Source organism: Paenibacillus sophorae, from assembly GCF_018966525.1.
GTDB classification, from domain to species: Bacteria; Bacillota; Bacilli; order Paenibacillales; family Paenibacillaceae; genus Paenibacillus_AQ; species Paenibacillus_AQ sophorae.
Genome location: NZ_CP076607.1, coordinates 3,857,451 through 3,872,190 on the forward strand (window position 1 = coordinate 3,857,451; position 14,740 = coordinate 3,872,190).

General features: G+C 53.0%; 14 protein-coding genes. 4 read left to right on the plus strand and 10 right to left on the minus strand.

Features of this window, described 5'->3' with window-relative positions:
* Nucleotides 1-21 precede the first annotated feature (21 nt).
* From hutH to KP014_RS18195, 4 genes are all read right to left on the minus strand, one after another.
* Nucleotides 22-1,527, minus strand: coding sequence for a histidine ammonia-lyase (gene hutH / locus KP014_RS18180; RefSeq protein WP_036595379.1), 1,506 nt, complete (start codon nucleotides 1,525-1,527; stop codon nucleotides 22-24).
* Nucleotides 1,528-1,876: 349 nt separating this feature from the next.
* Nucleotides 1,877-2,947, minus strand: a complete 1,071-nt coding sequence (hisC, locus tag KP014_RS18185) for a histidinol-phosphate transaminase (RefSeq protein WP_036595377.1) — start codon at nucleotides 2,945-2,947, stop codon at nucleotides 1,877-1,879.
* Nucleotides 2,948-2,978: 31 nt separating this feature from the next.
* Entirely contained in the window at nucleotides 2,979-3,608 is a 630-nt protein-coding gene (locus KP014_RS18190; RefSeq protein ID WP_036595375.1) for an HAD family hydrolase, read from the minus strand.
* A 32-nt stretch (nucleotides 3,609-3,640) separates the two neighbouring features.
* On the minus strand, nucleotides 3,641-4,654 hold the full coding sequence (locus KP014_RS18195; RefSeq protein ID WP_036595373.1) for a phosphotransferase enzyme family protein: 1,014 nt from the start codon (nucleotides 4,652-4,654) through the stop codon (nucleotides 3,641-3,643).
* Nucleotides 4,655-4,750: 96 nt separating this feature from the next.
* On the opposite strand from KP014_RS18195, the gene KP014_RS18200 reads away from it, so the two are divergent.
* Nucleotides 4,751-5,311 carry a GNAT family N-acetyltransferase gene (locus KP014_RS18200; RefSeq protein ID WP_036595371.1) on the plus strand — a complete coding sequence of 187 codons (561 nt, stop codon included), beginning with the start codon at nucleotides 4,751-4,753 and terminating at the stop codon, nucleotides 5,309-5,311.
* Between the two features lie 324 nt (nucleotides 5,312-5,635).
* Here KP014_RS18200 and ypfJ read toward each other — a convergent pair whose 3' ends face one another.
* The 3 genes from ypfJ to KP014_RS18215 form a co-directional block, all read right to left on the minus strand.
* Entirely contained in the window at nucleotides 5,636-6,475 is an 840-nt protein-coding gene (gene ypfJ / locus KP014_RS18205; RefSeq protein WP_036595369.1) for a KPN_02809 family neutral zinc metallopeptidase, read from the minus strand.
* A gap of 192 nt (nucleotides 6,476-6,667) precedes the next feature.
* Nucleotides 6,668-8,389, minus strand: coding sequence for an assimilatory sulfite reductase (NADPH) hemoprotein subunit (gene cysI, locus KP014_RS18210; RefSeq protein WP_036595367.1), 1,722 nt, complete (start codon nucleotides 8,387-8,389; stop codon nucleotides 6,668-6,670).
* 39 nt (nucleotides 8,390-8,428) lie between these two features.
* The gene (locus KP014_RS18215; RefSeq protein WP_090833772.1) at nucleotides 8,429-10,267 is read right to left on the minus strand and encodes an assimilatory sulfite reductase (NADPH) flavoprotein subunit; all 1,839 of its coding nucleotides are present in this window, start codon (nucleotides 10,265-10,267) and stop codon (nucleotides 8,429-8,431) included.
* Between the two features lie 183 nt (nucleotides 10,268-10,450).
* Here KP014_RS18215 and KP014_RS18220 point away from each other — a divergent pair, with 183 nt between their 5' ends.
* Entirely contained in the window at nucleotides 10,451-11,908 is a 1,458-nt protein-coding gene (locus tag KP014_RS18220) for a hypothetical protein (RefSeq protein WP_036587601.1), read from the plus strand.
* A 140-nt stretch (nucleotides 11,909-12,048) separates the two neighbouring features.
* Here the strand turns inward: KP014_RS18220 and KP014_RS18225 are convergent, their stop codons facing one another.
* Nucleotides 12,049-12,297, minus strand: coding sequence for an LSm family protein (locus KP014_RS18225; RefSeq protein WP_036587600.1), 249 nt, complete (start codon nucleotides 12,295-12,297; stop codon nucleotides 12,049-12,051).
* A 177-nt stretch (nucleotides 12,298-12,474) separates the two neighbouring features.
* Between KP014_RS18225 and KP014_RS18230 the strand changes: the two genes are divergently transcribed.
* Together KP014_RS18230 and KP014_RS18235 are read left to right on the plus strand one after the other, a co-directional pair.
* Nucleotides 12,475-13,026: a MerR family transcriptional regulator gene (locus KP014_RS18230; RefSeq protein WP_216700394.1), complete on the plus strand. Its 552-nt coding sequence runs from the start codon at nucleotides 12,475-12,477 to the stop codon at nucleotides 13,024-13,026.
* Entirely contained in the window at nucleotides 13,023-13,319 is a 297-nt protein-coding gene (locus KP014_RS18235) for a GyrI-like domain-containing protein (RefSeq protein ID WP_216700395.1), read from the plus strand. Before KP014_RS18230 ends, KP014_RS18235 begins: the two co-directional genes overlap by 4 nt.
* Nucleotides 13,320-14,017: 698 nt before the next feature.
* Here KP014_RS18235 and KP014_RS18240 read toward each other — a convergent pair.
* Nucleotides 14,018-14,200: a hypothetical protein gene (locus KP014_RS18240; protein WP_036587597.1), complete on the minus strand. Its 183-nt coding sequence runs from the start codon at nucleotides 14,198-14,200 to the stop codon at nucleotides 14,018-14,020.
* Nucleotides 14,201-14,424: 224 nt separating this feature from the next.
* Nucleotides 14,425-14,646: a hypothetical protein gene (locus KP014_RS28905; RefSeq protein ID WP_246590544.1), complete on the minus strand. Its 222-nt coding sequence runs from the start codon at nucleotides 14,644-14,646 to the stop codon at nucleotides 14,425-14,427.
* Nucleotides 14,647-14,740 lie beyond the last annotated feature (94 nt).

Sequence of the window (14,740 nt, forward strand, 5' to 3'; positions counted from 1 at the left end):
GCATGATGTGATTGGTACCCACTATGATTGAATTTCTTCCAAAGACCAGCCCTGCGTCTTCATACTGCACGCCAGCCGCTCAATATCCCCGCTCATGGACCGATCCTCCGTCAGCGGAGGCACGACAGAACGAATCAGGCTCAACAGCTTGCGGGTTGCCGGGGCGAGCCGCTCGGCCCCCCTTATTTCAGCGGCCTGAGCCGCGCAGATCGCTTCAATCGCCAGCACTTTATAGCCGTTGTCGACAATAACAGCCGCCTGCCGCGCCGCCGTAGTGCCCATGCTCACATGGTCCTCCTGATTCGCTGATGAGGGGATTGAATCGACGCTTGCGGGATGCGCCAGCGTTTTGTTCTCCGAGACAAGGGAAGCTGCGGTGTATTGCGTAATCATCATGCCGGACTGCAGTCCCGGGTCGGGGCTCAGAAAGGCCGGCAAATCATTCAACTGCGGATTAACCAGCCGTTCAATCCGGCGTTCCGAAATACTGGCAATTTCGGCCATGCCGATGCCCAGAAAATCCATCGCGAAGGCAATAGGCTGGCCGTGAAAATTGCCCCCGGAAATGACCTGCCCGGAATCCGGGAACACAAGCGGGTTATCCGTGGCTGAATTGATCTCGATCAGCAGCTTCTCCCTAACGTAGGTAAGCACCTGCTGTACAGCGCCATGGACCTGCGGAATACAGCGCAGCGAATAGGCGTCCTGTGTGCGGATTTGACCTTGCACGGTCGTAAGCGAGCTGCCTTTCAGTATGCCTAGAATGCGCCCGGCCACCAAACGCTGCTCCGGGTATGGCCTAACCAGATGAGAATCCGGCGCGAAGACGTCCGTGATGCCTCTTAAAGCTTCAAGCGTCAGCGCCGCAATGCCATCCGCGAGGAGGGCAAGCCGCTGCGCATCCAGATAAGCCATGACTCCAATCGCCGTCATTGCCTGGGTGCCGTTGATTAACGCCAGTCCTTCCTTGGCTTTCAGCGTGACAGGCTTCAGGCCGGCGCGGTGCAGCGCTTCTGCCCCCGATAATCGCTCTCCCTGATATAGCACTTCTCCCTCCCCCACAAGCAGGAGAGCCAAGTGCGAGAGCGGCGCCAGATCGCCGCTTGCCCCAAGCGACCCTTGGGACGGAATCAGCGGGACGATCATGGCGTTCAGCACATCGACCAGCAATTTCAGTGTACTGGCTGTAATGCCAGAATATCCCTTGGCAAGCGCATTGGCCCTTAGCAGCAGCATCGTTCTGACGGTATCCCGCGGCAGCGGCTCGCCAACCGCGCAGGCATGGCTGCGGATCAGATTGATTTGCAGCTTCTCGGCGTCTTTGGCCGATATGACGGTGTCGCTGAATTTACCAAAGCCTGTGGTTACGCCGTAAACTTTTTGCCCCTGCTCCACAATTGAATCGATAACCGCTCTTGAGCGCTTAATCTTGGCCCAGGCCTCATCACGGATTTCCACCTGCTCATTGGAGTAAATCACCTGTGCGACTTGTTCCAGCGTCAGACTCCCGCCATCGAGACGTATCACCGGAAACCCTCCTTCACGCTTAGGAAGTGGAAAGACAAAAGAGGCTATGCCCGGGAAAGCTTATTTTCCAGGCACAGCCCCAAATCGACTGTCGAACTATTGGCAGCTTATCGCCGCAGTAATTGTTCTTCAAACCTATGAGCGATCATTCCCCATAACCTGAGTATATGAGCAGGCCGCAGCGGTTATTCGGAGGGGCGCAAGTTTTTTCCTGAATGAAGCACAGATCAAAGAGGCCCTGGCGCTCATCACCAAGACCTCGAACACTTCTATGAATCTGGCTAACCTGCGGACGAACCACCACGGGGACGCCGTATTTTCCCGCGCAAGGCTATGCGACCATTCTTCTTCAACGGGCCTTTTCTGCCAATATTCCTTCCAGCGCCCGGCAAAGTGCCTCCATTTCCTCATCCGTCCCGATACTGACCCTCAAATAATTGTCGATCCTGGGCTTGGCAAAATAGCGGACGATAATATCCTGCTGCCTGAGGGCCTCGAACAGCTCAACTGCCGGAATAACGGGATGAGTCACAAAAATAAAATTCGCCCGCGAGTCTACCACTTCGAACTGCAAGTCCCGAAGCGCCTTAACCGTATTGTCTCGGGTCGTAATGATCTGCCCCACATTGAGCTCAAACGTTTCCGTGTCCCGCAGGGACTGCTCTCCCCCAACTTGGGCAACGGCATCCAGAGTATAGGAATTAATACTGTTCTTCACCCGGTTCAATCCTTCAATCAATTCGGTCTGCCCCAAAGCCAGTCCAACACGCAGCCCGGCGAGCGACCGCGACTTGGAGAACGTATGGACGACGAGAAGATTCGGATGATCCGGAATTAACGGTACGCAGGACTCACCCCCGAAATCAATATACGCTTCGTCGATGATGACGACTTTATCCGGGTTATGTACAAGAATTTGCCGTAGGCTGTCCACGGATGTGAATTTGCCGGTAGGCGCATTCGGATTGGCGATCAGAATACCGCCGTTCTGTTCAAAGAAGGATTCGACAGGAATGTCGAAATGTTCGTCCAGCGGAATTTTTTTGTACGAGATATCGAACAGTCTGGCATACACTTCATAGAAGCTGTAAGTTATATCGGGGAATAGAATAGTCTCTCCGGGATTGAAAAAAGCCTTGAAGCAAAAAGCCAATATTTCGTCGGAGCCATTGCCGGCAAAAATATTCTCCATAGGCAGACCATAGTAGTCGGCGGCGGCTTTCCGCAATCCCACACATTCCGGGTCGGGGTACAGCTTGAGCCGTCCGGAAACGGCGGCTTTCATGGCACCTATCACCTGCGCAGGCGGCGGGTAGGGATTCTCGTTCGTATTCAGCTTGATTACCTTTTTGGCTCCGGGCTGTTCCCCGGGTACATAGGGCGTAATTCCCTTTACCGTTTCACTCCAAAATTTACTCATGCGCTACCTCCTTATCCGTTACATTTTGCGTTCATTTTTCGGTTAAGACAAATTCAAGGATGTCCGTAGGCTTTTCGAATTTGTACTTGGCGTCGATGTTCTCCTGATTAATGCAGCCCCACAGAGCAAGACCAAAGTCGATTCCTGCGTCTCTGGCACATTTGTAGTCGTAGATGGTGTCACCGATATAGATCGATTTTTTGGGATCGGCACCCGAAATTTCAAGATATTTGAGCAGCGGCTCGGGATTCGGCTTGTGCTTTTTCGTATCGCTTGAGCATACCGTGTACGCCATGTAATCCGTAAGACCGAATGGGTTGAAATCGTCGATGACTTCCTGGGAGGTCTTCGATGTCACGACCCCGGAAGTCGCTTTTTTTAACTTCAGCCCTTCAAGCAGCTCGTTAATCCCGTCAAACACCTTCGCCGTATAAAAAAATTCTTGGATAAAATGATTCCACCGGTCATGCGCCCGCTCCACATCCTTAATACCCAATTGTGGCAGTGAATCCTTGCCGGGAAGACCTAACACAAATGTAAGCCGATCCCTCTCCACCACTCTGCCGTAGTCGGTTTCCAGCATGGTTTGCAGCCCTCTAAGCACAGCTTCTTCGGTATCGATCAAAGTTCCGTCCACATCAAAAATAATTGAATTGTACATCCTCTTCTCCTCCGTCTCGTTCGTGTATTGGTTCACCAAATATCGACAATCGGCGTGCCGCTCTCCAGCCGAATTCTGCTCTCCGCAATCCAATCCTTGAACCATTGGTTGTCCGAGCCGCTGAACGTTTCATCCCCTGCAAAATTCCGAAAAGCGCCGATGTAGACGATCAATTCCCTGAGCTGCAAAAATAAGGGGATCTGCTTCAGCATGCTCTCGTCCAGTTCATTTTCCAGATGATATCCTTTCAAAAAGGGCTTCATAAAGCGGTGCGCCTGCTCTTCTCTGAGCTTGTACCCTTCTTCACCGCCATATACATAGACAAGATAATAAAGCTGGACGGCGATATCTTCCACATACCAGCTGTACTGCGCCTCATCGAAGTCGTAAAGCGTAATCGCGCCCCGGTTGTCTACAGTATAATTTCCCACACCCATATCGCCATGAATCAGCCCATATGTATGGCTTTCTTTCGGAAGCCGATGAATTGCCTGTGCCAAATCGAGATATTGCTGTCTGACAAGGGTATGTGAAGCGGGTAAAATATCGATATTCTTTAAATAATAATTGCCGCTCCAATCCTGTCGTTTGACGCTTTCGTTCCGGGGGCGGTACGATTGCGACAAGGCGTGCATTTTTCCGGTCAATTGTCCAAGCTTTTCGTACAAGCCTTCGTCATTTAAACATTCGGGGTAGCTTGCCTTGTGTCCAGGCGCTTTCTCGAAAGCGACCGCAGTGAAAAACAGTTCCGTATCCGTGCCGACAACCTCTGTCAAGTTCCCACTCTTGGAAACAATCGGACTGGACACCGATATCCCGTGGTCCGCCAAGTACAAGATCCATTCCAGTTCGGCCTGAACCGTCTGCGCTGAGCGGTGTGTGCTTGGAGTCAGCCGCAAAATGCAGGGCTTATCGCCCTGCAGGTATTCGTAGACAAAATTTTGAAATCCGCCGATAAAGGTTAAATGCTTGCCTGTTATCCCATATTTCGCTGCGGCTCTCTCCGCATGGTTGCTGTTAAAAATATCGACGATTGCCTGTTCCAAAATTAGGCCTCCTTCCCAAAAAAGCCTTATGATATAGATAGATCATATTTTATGAAGTGAATACGGTCAATAAGATTGAAGCCGGAGGCGCTCATCATGAGGCAGGAATTTCTCACACTGACGGATTGGAATAACGAGTATTGGAAAATGATCGGGCCGATCTACCGGGAAGCTTTCCCAAGCGGGGCCAAACCGGAGGGGCTGTTGAAAAATATGCTGGAGAGAGGCATCGCTTCCATGCATATCCTGATGTGCGAGGGGGAGGCGGGGGCGATGGCAGTAACGGGACTGGCCGGGTCTGATCCGGACAAAAAACTGATCATCGACTACATGGCTGTCCGGGCGGATTTGCGCGGTCAGGGTATTGGAAGAACGCTTCTCGGCAAAATCCGCGATTGGGCGGTCAGGGAGCACGGCGTGTCGGCGATTATCATTGAAGTAGAAGCCGGAGATACACCCGCGCATGCCGAGCGATTTCATTTCTGGGAGCGCTGCGGCTTCATTCGGACCGCGTACGTCCATCAGTATATTTGGGTTCCCGAGCCGTATACGGCGATGCTGCTTCCGCTGAATCCCGGAGAGACGGTTACGGACGACGGCCGCTCTCTCTTCCGATATATCGAATCATTCCACAAAAAAGCCTACCGTAAGCGGTAGGACAAGCGGCTTACGCCGGACAAAAAGCAAGCCCTGCGGCACAGCCGCAGAGCATTTAAGGTGAGAAGTGAATGATTTATGCTAATACCCTCTTACTAGGGTAATTTTCTGAAATCCAGCGACGAAGAATGGATCTCCGTAAAGATCTTCTTCTGCCTTTCAGATAGTACATGGGCGAATCAACTACCTTTCGGAATTACACAGAAATGTCTTTCCAGCCGACAATTGATACCTTCCACTTCCCACCTGCTTACCATTACCCCAAATCCGGCTGATTGAAACCTCCATGCGCTTTTTTCGAATGGATTCCCCTAAGCCTACAGCCTACAACGATTTGGCATGGAAAGTGTCGCCGCCCTCAATGGTGCCCGATTTAAAGCCTTTGTAGAACCAGCTTTTCCGCTGCTCCGAAGTGCCGTGCGTGAAGCTTTCCGGTACAGCGTAGCCTTGCGCCTTCTTCTGTAATGTATCATCCCCCACAGCGCTTGCTGCCGTCAGGGCCTCGTCGATGTCGCCCGCTTCAAGCAAGTTCTTGTCCTGCGCGTAATGCGCCCAGACACCGGCCAAATAATCAGCCTGCAGCTCGAACCGCACCTGGTAGGCATTGTCCTGCTGCATGCGGGCCGCGTATTTATCCGTTGTGCCGAGCAGTGTCTGCACATGGTGTCCGACCTCATGGGCGATGACATAAGCCATCGCAAAGTCGCCGGGAGACTGGAATCGCTGCTGAAGCTCGTCATAAAAGCTCAGATCGATGTACAGTTTATAGTCAGCCGGGCAATAGAACGGGCCCACCGCAGAGCTTGAGGCGCCGCAGGCGGACTCCACGCTGTCCGTGTATAGAACGAGTGTCGGATTTTCATAAGTAAGCCCTTTCTGCCTGAACACCTCCGACCAGACGTCCTCCGTATCGGCAAGCACGACCGAGACAAACTGCGACAGCTCCTGCTCCTGCTGGGATAGCTCATAATTGCCGGATGTTTGGGTGCTGGACGAGGTTGTCGTGATGCTGTTCAGGATGTCGCCGGGGTCGCCGCCAAGCAGCATGACGATTAGAATGATGACAATCCCGCCAACTCCAAGCCCCCCGCCGACCACCGCTTTACCTCCCCTGCCTCTGCGGTCTTCCACATTCGAGCTTGCTCTTCTGCCCTGCCATTTCATCGTGTCGTCTCCTTCCCCCCGCGCTTTAAATCAGGCAGACGCCTGTCTGAATTTTGCAAAATGCGCACATAAATGATTACCCAGGAATGCCGATGTCCTGCGCATTATTTGATATATGTAAATTTTGTCCTTCAGCGTCCGGGCAGAAAAAAACGAAGGGCCTCCTTAGCGGAAGCCCTTCGACCAATCATCTTAGGAATGGAAATTCCGTCCGTCGGTTACTTCCTGGACATAGCCTGCCCGGATGACGAAGTCGCCGAAATGCTCGCCGTTCTCCCGTTCCTTCGCATAACGGTTAAAGATTGGGCGGAGCGTCTCCAGAATCTCGGTTTCACCGATGTTCTCCTTGTACATCTTGTTCAGACGGTCGCCGGTAAACCCGCCGCCCAAATACATATTGTATTTGCCCGGGGCCTTGCCGATGAACGAGAGCTCCGCCAGCATCGGGCGGGCGCAGCCGTTCGGGCAGCCGGTCATGCGGATGACGATATCCTCGTCACGGAGTCCGGCCTCTTCCAGCATCGGCTCCAGCTTGTCCAGCAGCGTGGGCAAATAACGCTCGGACTCTGCCATAGCCAGCCCGCAGGTCGGGAGCGACACACAGGCCATCGAATTCCGGCGCAGCGCCGAGTAATGAATGCCGTCGGTCAGTCCGTACTCCTCGATCAAGGCTGCGATTTTCTTCTTCTTATGGCTGCTGATGCCGCCGATGATCAGGTTCTGGTTCGCGGTCAGACGGAAGTCTCCGGTGTGCACCTTCGCGATTTCCCGCAGGCCCGTCATCAGATGATAACCTTCCTCATCCTTGATCCGGCCGCTCTGAATAAAGAGCGTGAAATGCCACTTGCCGTCGCTTCCCTTAACCCAGCCATAACGGTCGCCGTTATGGTCGAAATGGTACGGTCTGGCTTCCTGCAGCGCCCAGCCAAGGCGTTCGGTCAGCTCGCCGGTGAACCAATCCAGACCCCGGTCGTCGATCGTATACTTGAAACGGGCATGCTTGCGGACGGCGCGGTCGCCGTAATCCCGCTGGATAGTGACCGTCTTCTCGGCAACATCAATAAGCTGCTCCGGCGTACAGAAGCCGATCACTTTAGCGACCTGCGGGTAGGTCTTCGGGTCGCCGTGCGACATGCCCATGCCGCCGCCTACGCTTACATTGAAGCCCGCAAGGCGGCCGTCTTCGATAATCGCGATAAAGCCGAGGTCCTGGGAGAACACATCCACATCATTGGATGGGGGAACGGCAATCCCTATCTTGAATTTGCGCGGCAGATAGACCGGTCCGTAAATCGGCTCCTGCTCGGCACCGTCTTGGCTGTCCGCAACCTTTTCGCCGTCCAGCCAGATCTCGTGGTACGCTCTCGAGCGCGGGTCGAGATGATCGCTGACCTTGCTCGCTAACTCGTAGACCTCGGAGTGAATCTCCGATTGGTACGGATTCGGGTTGCACATGACGTTGCGGTTCACGTCGCCGCAGGCGGCGAGCGTGCTCAGCAGCGACTCGTTCACTTCCTGGATCGTCTTTTTCAAATTCCATTTGATGACGCCATGCAGTTGAAAAGACTGCCGGGTTGTCAGACGGATGGTGCCATTGCCGTACTTGTGGGAGATTCGGTCCATCATCAGCCACTGGTTCGGTGTGACCACGCCTCCCGCCGCGCGTACGCGCAGCATAAACTGGTAGGCTGGCTCAAGCTTCGACTTGGCCCGCTCACCCCGGAGGTCCCGGTCATCCTGCATATAGCTGCCGTGGTGCTTCATAAGACGGTTATCGTCCTCGGGAATGGAGCCTGTAATCGGATCTGCCAATGTCTCCTCGAGGCTTCCCCGCAAATAATTGCTTCTGCGCTTGATATCCTCCACATCGCTGTGGGGAGCGTCATGGGGCGGATATTTATCGTTAAGTGCCATGCTGCTTTACTCCTCTCGGCGATTCTTTAGATACAGGGCTTAGTATACATCCCGCTGGTAACGTTTCTGCTGCTGCATAAGAGTCAAATATTCGGCGGCTTCTTCGGAACTGAGCCCGCCCTCCCGCTCAAGAATCGTGGCAAGCGCGGTATGGACATCATGCGCCATCCTCTTCTCGTCTCCGCAGACGTAAACCGCCGCGCCTTCCTTCAGCCACTGATACAGTTCACCGGCTCGCTCCAGCATGCGATTCTGGACATATACCTTCTTGTCGGTATCACGGGAGAAGGCAACATCCATCCGTGTCAGCACGCCATCCTTGAGCCAGCGCTGCCACTCGACCTGATAAAGGAAATCCGTGGCGAAATGCTGGTCGCCGTAGAACAGCCATGTCTTGCCCTCTGCTCCAGTCTCTTCCCGCTCACCAAGAAAAGAACGGAAAGGCGCGACGCCTGTTCCCGGACCGATCATGATGATCGGCGTTTCCGGATTCTCCGGAAGCTTGAAGTTCGAGTTACTCTGAATAAAGACGGGCAGCTTGTCCCCCGGCTGGACCCGCTCTGCTAACCCAACGGAGCACACGCCGTAGCGGTCTCTTCCCTGGCTTTCGTAGCGTACAGCGCGGACCGTGATATGCACCTCGTCCGGATAGGCTTCCGGGCTGCTGGAGATGGAATACAGGCGTGCGGGAATTTTCCGCAGGATTTTCACGAAATCGCCTGCCGGAATTCCTTTTAAAGCATAGTCCTGTGCCAGATCGAGCAGGTCCCGGTCTTCGGCATATGCCCGAAGCTCCTGCTCCCGGCCTGGCGCCAGCAGTTCCTTAAGTCCGCTCTCAGGCGCAAGCCCTGCCGCCTGCTCTAGCAGCGGCTTCGTAAGCACTGTGATCTCATAGTGGCGGAGCAGCGCTTCCCGAAGCGGAAGCTGTCCGCTTTTACCAGCGGTTACCTTCTCTTCCGGCTGCCAGCCCATAGCCTCAATCAGTTCCTCAACAAGTCTTGGATGATTCTCGGGAAAGATCCCGATACTGTCGCCCGGCTCGTATTTAAGATTAGATCCCTCAAGGGACAGCTCAATATGGCGGGTTTCCCGGTCTGATCCCCGTCCGTTAAGGTTCAGATTCTCCAGTACCTCAGCGTAGAACGGATTACTTCTGGAATATTCCGACTCGGTGCCGGTATCCGCAAGCGATACGGCAGCGGCTCCGGCTCCGGCAGTCTGAACACCGGTCCCTTCGCCAAGTGAAGAAAGGACATCCTTCATCCACTCCGCAGCCGGTTCGTTAAAATCCACGTCACAATCGACCCGCGGCACCAAGCGCTTGCCGCCAAGCTCTTCCAGACGCTTATCGAAATCCTTGCCCGTCTGGCAATAAAATTCATAAGACAAATCACCCAGCGCCAGCACGGAATAGCGCAGACCGGATAGCTTCGGCGCCCGCTTGCTGTGCAGGAATTCATAAAAGGATATGGCGTTATCCGGCGGCTCCCCTTCTCCGTGGGTGCTTACCAGGATAAGGAGATTCTCGATCTTTTTAAGACCATTCGGTTTGAAATCGCTCATTGCGGACAGGGTTATCTGATATCCCGACTCTTCCAGCTTCTTGGCAAATTTCTTCGCCAGGCCGCGGGCATTGTCCGTCTGTGATCCGAAGAGCACGGTCACATCCTTCGACACTGCGCTTACCGCCGCAGACACAGCCTGTACGGCTGCCGGACCTGGCGCAGCATCGGCGACAGGCGCAACAGCCGCTGCTCCGAGAGCCGTCAGATATCCGCTCAGCCATAACCTCTGCGACTCCGTAAGCGTTGGCAAAAGACGGTTCAGCAGCTCCGCCTGCTCCTGACTAAACGGACTATTCGTAACATGAAGTTCCAACAATATCCACCCGCCTCATCTTTCATCTGTAAATTCCAAGTATTTTTATCTCATTTAGTATATCCCTCTCTAGAAGCTATCATAGTAGGGAAGACAGGTCAATTATTATCATTTTATAGCTTTTATCAGTTATAGTTATAAAAGAACGGCTATCGTTCATGCAGAGAATTGGGGGTTGTCCTTGTGCCGGCAAAAATAAAATGGTTAAAATCCGCTTACGTTCTGCTCGTTGCAGCGGTAATCCTGGGTCTGATCCCTAAGTATTCCTATAATGATCCGGACACCTTCTGGCATATCGAGCTTGGGCGGTATATGCTTGAGCATCACACGGTGCTGCATCACGCGATACATACGTTTTACGGAGACAAGCTGCCTTACATCCCCCATGAATTCGGATTTCAAATCGTCGCAGCCGGGCTTTACGAGGCATTTGGCTGGCCGGGGGTGTACCTGCTGACGGCGCTCTGTCTTTTCCTCCTGATCTGCGGGCTGCTTCAAATGGCCAAGATATCGCGCAGGGAGCTGGGATTCAAGGAGGATCATTCCCTCCTTCTGCCTTTTGTGCTGCTGATTTCCGTCTGGATCTACTACAACTATTTCAAGGGCAGACCGCAGATGATCTCCTCCTGGATGATCGTTTGGTTTTTTGTGTATTTGCGGAGATTCCAGATGCAGCCTATGAAAAAATCCGCCGCGGCCATGATCGCTCTTTCCTTCGGAATCGCCAATTTCCATGCGGGGGTCTGGCTCGTCATCGTCGTGTTTACGGGCATGGCCTTTCTCGAAGCCTGGATCGCCGGAAAGCTGGATAAGCGCCGCATTCTCATCTTTGCCGGGGTGGTGATCGCCGGTCTTCCGAATCCGGGCGGCATCAAAAGCCTGCTGTTCATATTGACGGTCAGCAAGAACAACTTCAATATGCTGATCAACGAATGGCAGCCGATTGCGTTCGGCAAATGGGATACCTCGGCTATAACGCTGCTGCTGCTGTTTTTTGCCCTGACTCTACCCTTCTCGCTGTATCGGAAGCCGTTCCGGTATTTCCTGATGCTGGGGATTCTGTACCTCGGGGTGTCCAATTTCAAGCAGAACCTGTTCATGTGGCTGTTCATTCCGTATTTTGCGGGAGCCTTCTTTGAAGCCTTTCCCTGGATGCGAAAGGTAGATATCCGGCTTAAGCCCCGTACGATTCACGCTGCCTTGGCGGCGGGGCTGCTGGTCAACTGCATCATTAACTTTACCGCTCCGCCTGCCGTAAATACCCGAAGCTATCCTGTCGACGAGATGGCCTATATTCTAAAAAACCATGCGGGAACCGCACGTCCGAAGGTGCTGGCTCCTTACGGCTCGTCCGGCTACGTGATGTACCGCGGCGGCGATGTGCTGTGCGACGGCAGGCAGGACCCCTTCATTACAAACGAATCGCTCGGTGCATACGGCTGGACCGCGTTTGAGCGGTCGATGTACGGCTTCTCCGACATTTTGCCGGACATTGCGGACTACGACAAGCCCGAATACATCATTGTCCGCAGCACCTCCTCCGCCCGGCTGTTCGAAGGTTGGAGAAAGGCTTTCGGCGAGCCGGTCTATAGGGGACGTTTCGGCAGTGTGTTCGCATACCATGCTAAAACAAGAGGATGAGCGGCTGTGCCTTCCATTTACTCATCCGCAAAATATGACGGCCTGGCGCTTCTCCATATGAGATAACGTCAGGCCGTTCTTTCTTGTTCACATGCAAATCAAACAGCCCTCTCTCCGGTGTAAAAGGAGAGCCCCTGACGTTAAATCAGCGCAATCGCGAGCAGAGTAAACAGGCTAAGGGTGATAATGTCATTATTAAAACCATAACCGTAACCGCCATACCCGCCATAAGGATAAAAACCCGATGTCTTCACACTACCTCTCTCGGGCTGAAGATAAACGTTGTTTCTGTCCACGTCTTTGATCATACCTCTATACTCCTTGCCGTCTCTCGTCAGAATGCGAACCTTTCTTCCCTTGCATCTTAAACAATTGTAATAGGCCTCCATAAAATCACTCCTCTCTTATACCTGCATAGTATGGCGAGCGAAGCATGCGGGAGACGGCTAACGTACAAGCGCGGTGGCTTTTATAAGAATTTCCAGAAATCTATTGACTCTCACAAGGTGGCAGGGTTTAGAGTTGGATTACAATCCGGAGTGTGAATAACGGTACAAGGAGGAGTAATGCTAAAGATCGGCGATTTTTCCAGACTGACAAGGGTTTCGATTCGTATGCTGAGGTACTATGACGAGATCGGGCTGCTGCCCCCTGCGGCTATTGACGGCTCAACAGGCTACCGTTACTATTCTGCCGACCAAATCGAAACCGTGCATGGCATTAAGTCTCTCAGGGAAATGGGCTTCGGCTTTCCGGAATTCGGGGAATGGCTGAAGGAGAGCGGCAACACGCGGCGTCTGCTTGAATTATTGGCTAAACAGAAGCATCAGATCGCGGAAACGATTGAACAAGAGAACGAAAAACTGCTGCGCGTCGGCAGAATGCTTGAACATTTAACCAAGGAGGATTCAACTATGGACTATACCATCGCATTAAAAAGCGTCCCGGCTTACCGGGTGCTGTCCCTCAGAAACATTATTCCGGCATACAACGCAGAAGGCGTTCTCTGGGAGGAACTCACGCGTTTCGCGGGAGCAAACGGCGTCAAGGCGCTTGAGCCCAGCTACGCCATCTATCACGATCAGGGGTACAAAGAACAGGATGTGATGTCGAGGTGACGCTGCATATCGACGGAGAAGCTGCCGAAACGGACCGCATTCGTGTGAAGGAGCTGGAAGCGGAGCCGCAAATGGCGGTCCTGTTTCACAGCGGCCCTTTTGAGGAGATGAGCAAGGCCTATCATGCGCTGGGCGTGTGGATGTCGGCGAACGGCTACGGCATGGACGGACCGACCCGGGCGATTTATCACAAGGGGCCGTGGTCGGAGAAGAATCCTGCCGATTATTTGACGGAGATTCAGATTCCTGTTGCAAAGGGGGAATCGTCTTCCTTCGGCCCTACAGCCGGGTAAGCAAGCACCCGTTTCCTGCTCTGACTGCGATTTCGAAGCGCCGATTCCCCTTAAAGTCATTAGGCGGATGCTGAAGAAGCTTGCGGCAGATGTAGATTAAGCGGGACCAGTTCACATTAAAGGCAAGGCGTACGGAGCGGGGATAATTGGTTGGTCTGCTGGTTGGCTGGTTGGTGGGTTACTGGTTGGTTGGCTAGTGGGTTGCGGAGATTCCTGCGTTCATACATCTTTTTCCATGAAAATCCTCCTCCAAAACCTATTTCCTGCTAAAGTGCAGATATTTCACCTCTTTTCTCCCCATTGCGGCGGGCAAGGATCTAAAGGCTGCGCATTTGCATCCTTTGCTTCTTCCCCCGCGAAATTCATTGGGCAAGCCTGCAGGTTTGCAGGAAACACAGCTTGTTCCGCCATAAGCAGACTGAAGAGACGAATCTGCCGTCCCTTCGCCCCCTGCACGACGACGAAAAACGCTATACGCCAACAATTTAACGAAAATATACGCTGAGCCTTCGGATTTACCCGGCTTAGCGTTTTTTTATACTCTAAGGATTGTGGCCATTATCATCTACGCCATTGCTACCAATTTCAACGTACACTCCCATTTCTTTCAGATCGGACATACATTTTAAATGTTCCGGAACATTTGCCCAACCGCCGCGTATTCATCCAGCATACTTTATAATCCTCCATTCGTTCTCCTAAAAGAGAGTTATTTGCCTGTTAACAAGGTTCATGCTCAGAAGTTCTTTTGCTGTAATATAGTTCCCGTTCACGACTTGGCGCGCTGCTTGGAAGGTCTCCCGATACCAATTGCCGCCATTTTCTTCGTCCGGATACAATTCATCCAACAATGGATCGTCATAATAGGATATAATTGCCATTCCCTTAATGCTGTTTAGCAGTTTGGCTTAAAATTCTTATTTGAGAATGAGTGTCACGCCTAGACATTTCTAACTAGACCTGCTGCGGATCAATAAGTTCGATCCAGTGTACGGTTGGATCGCTGGAAGCGTATATCCGGCCGTACCGACCCATACATGCGGCGAGGGGCCGCTTTGGAAATAGTGCTCCAGCAGACAGCGGAAAATAAACGGAAGCTCCCGATTCAGAACCTGCTTGCGGGGAATCCAGTGCGGCTCGCCCTCCTCCGTTTGGTGAATGTAGCGGCGGCCGTCTGCGCCGTGTAAATGAACTGCTGCCGGACTTCCCCTTGATTAAGGCGGATCAAGATATACTGAAGCCGAAGCTCGCGGATGTCCTGCTCAAGCAGACCGGTCTCTTCGCAGATTTCCCGGAGAAACGGCGGCGGCGCGATCATTGATCTCATGCGGCTCCAAATGACCGCCGACTGCTGCCCAAAAGCCGGGCGACAAGGTTCGCTTTAGTGAACGCTTCATCATTAACATATCGTCGCCATGAAA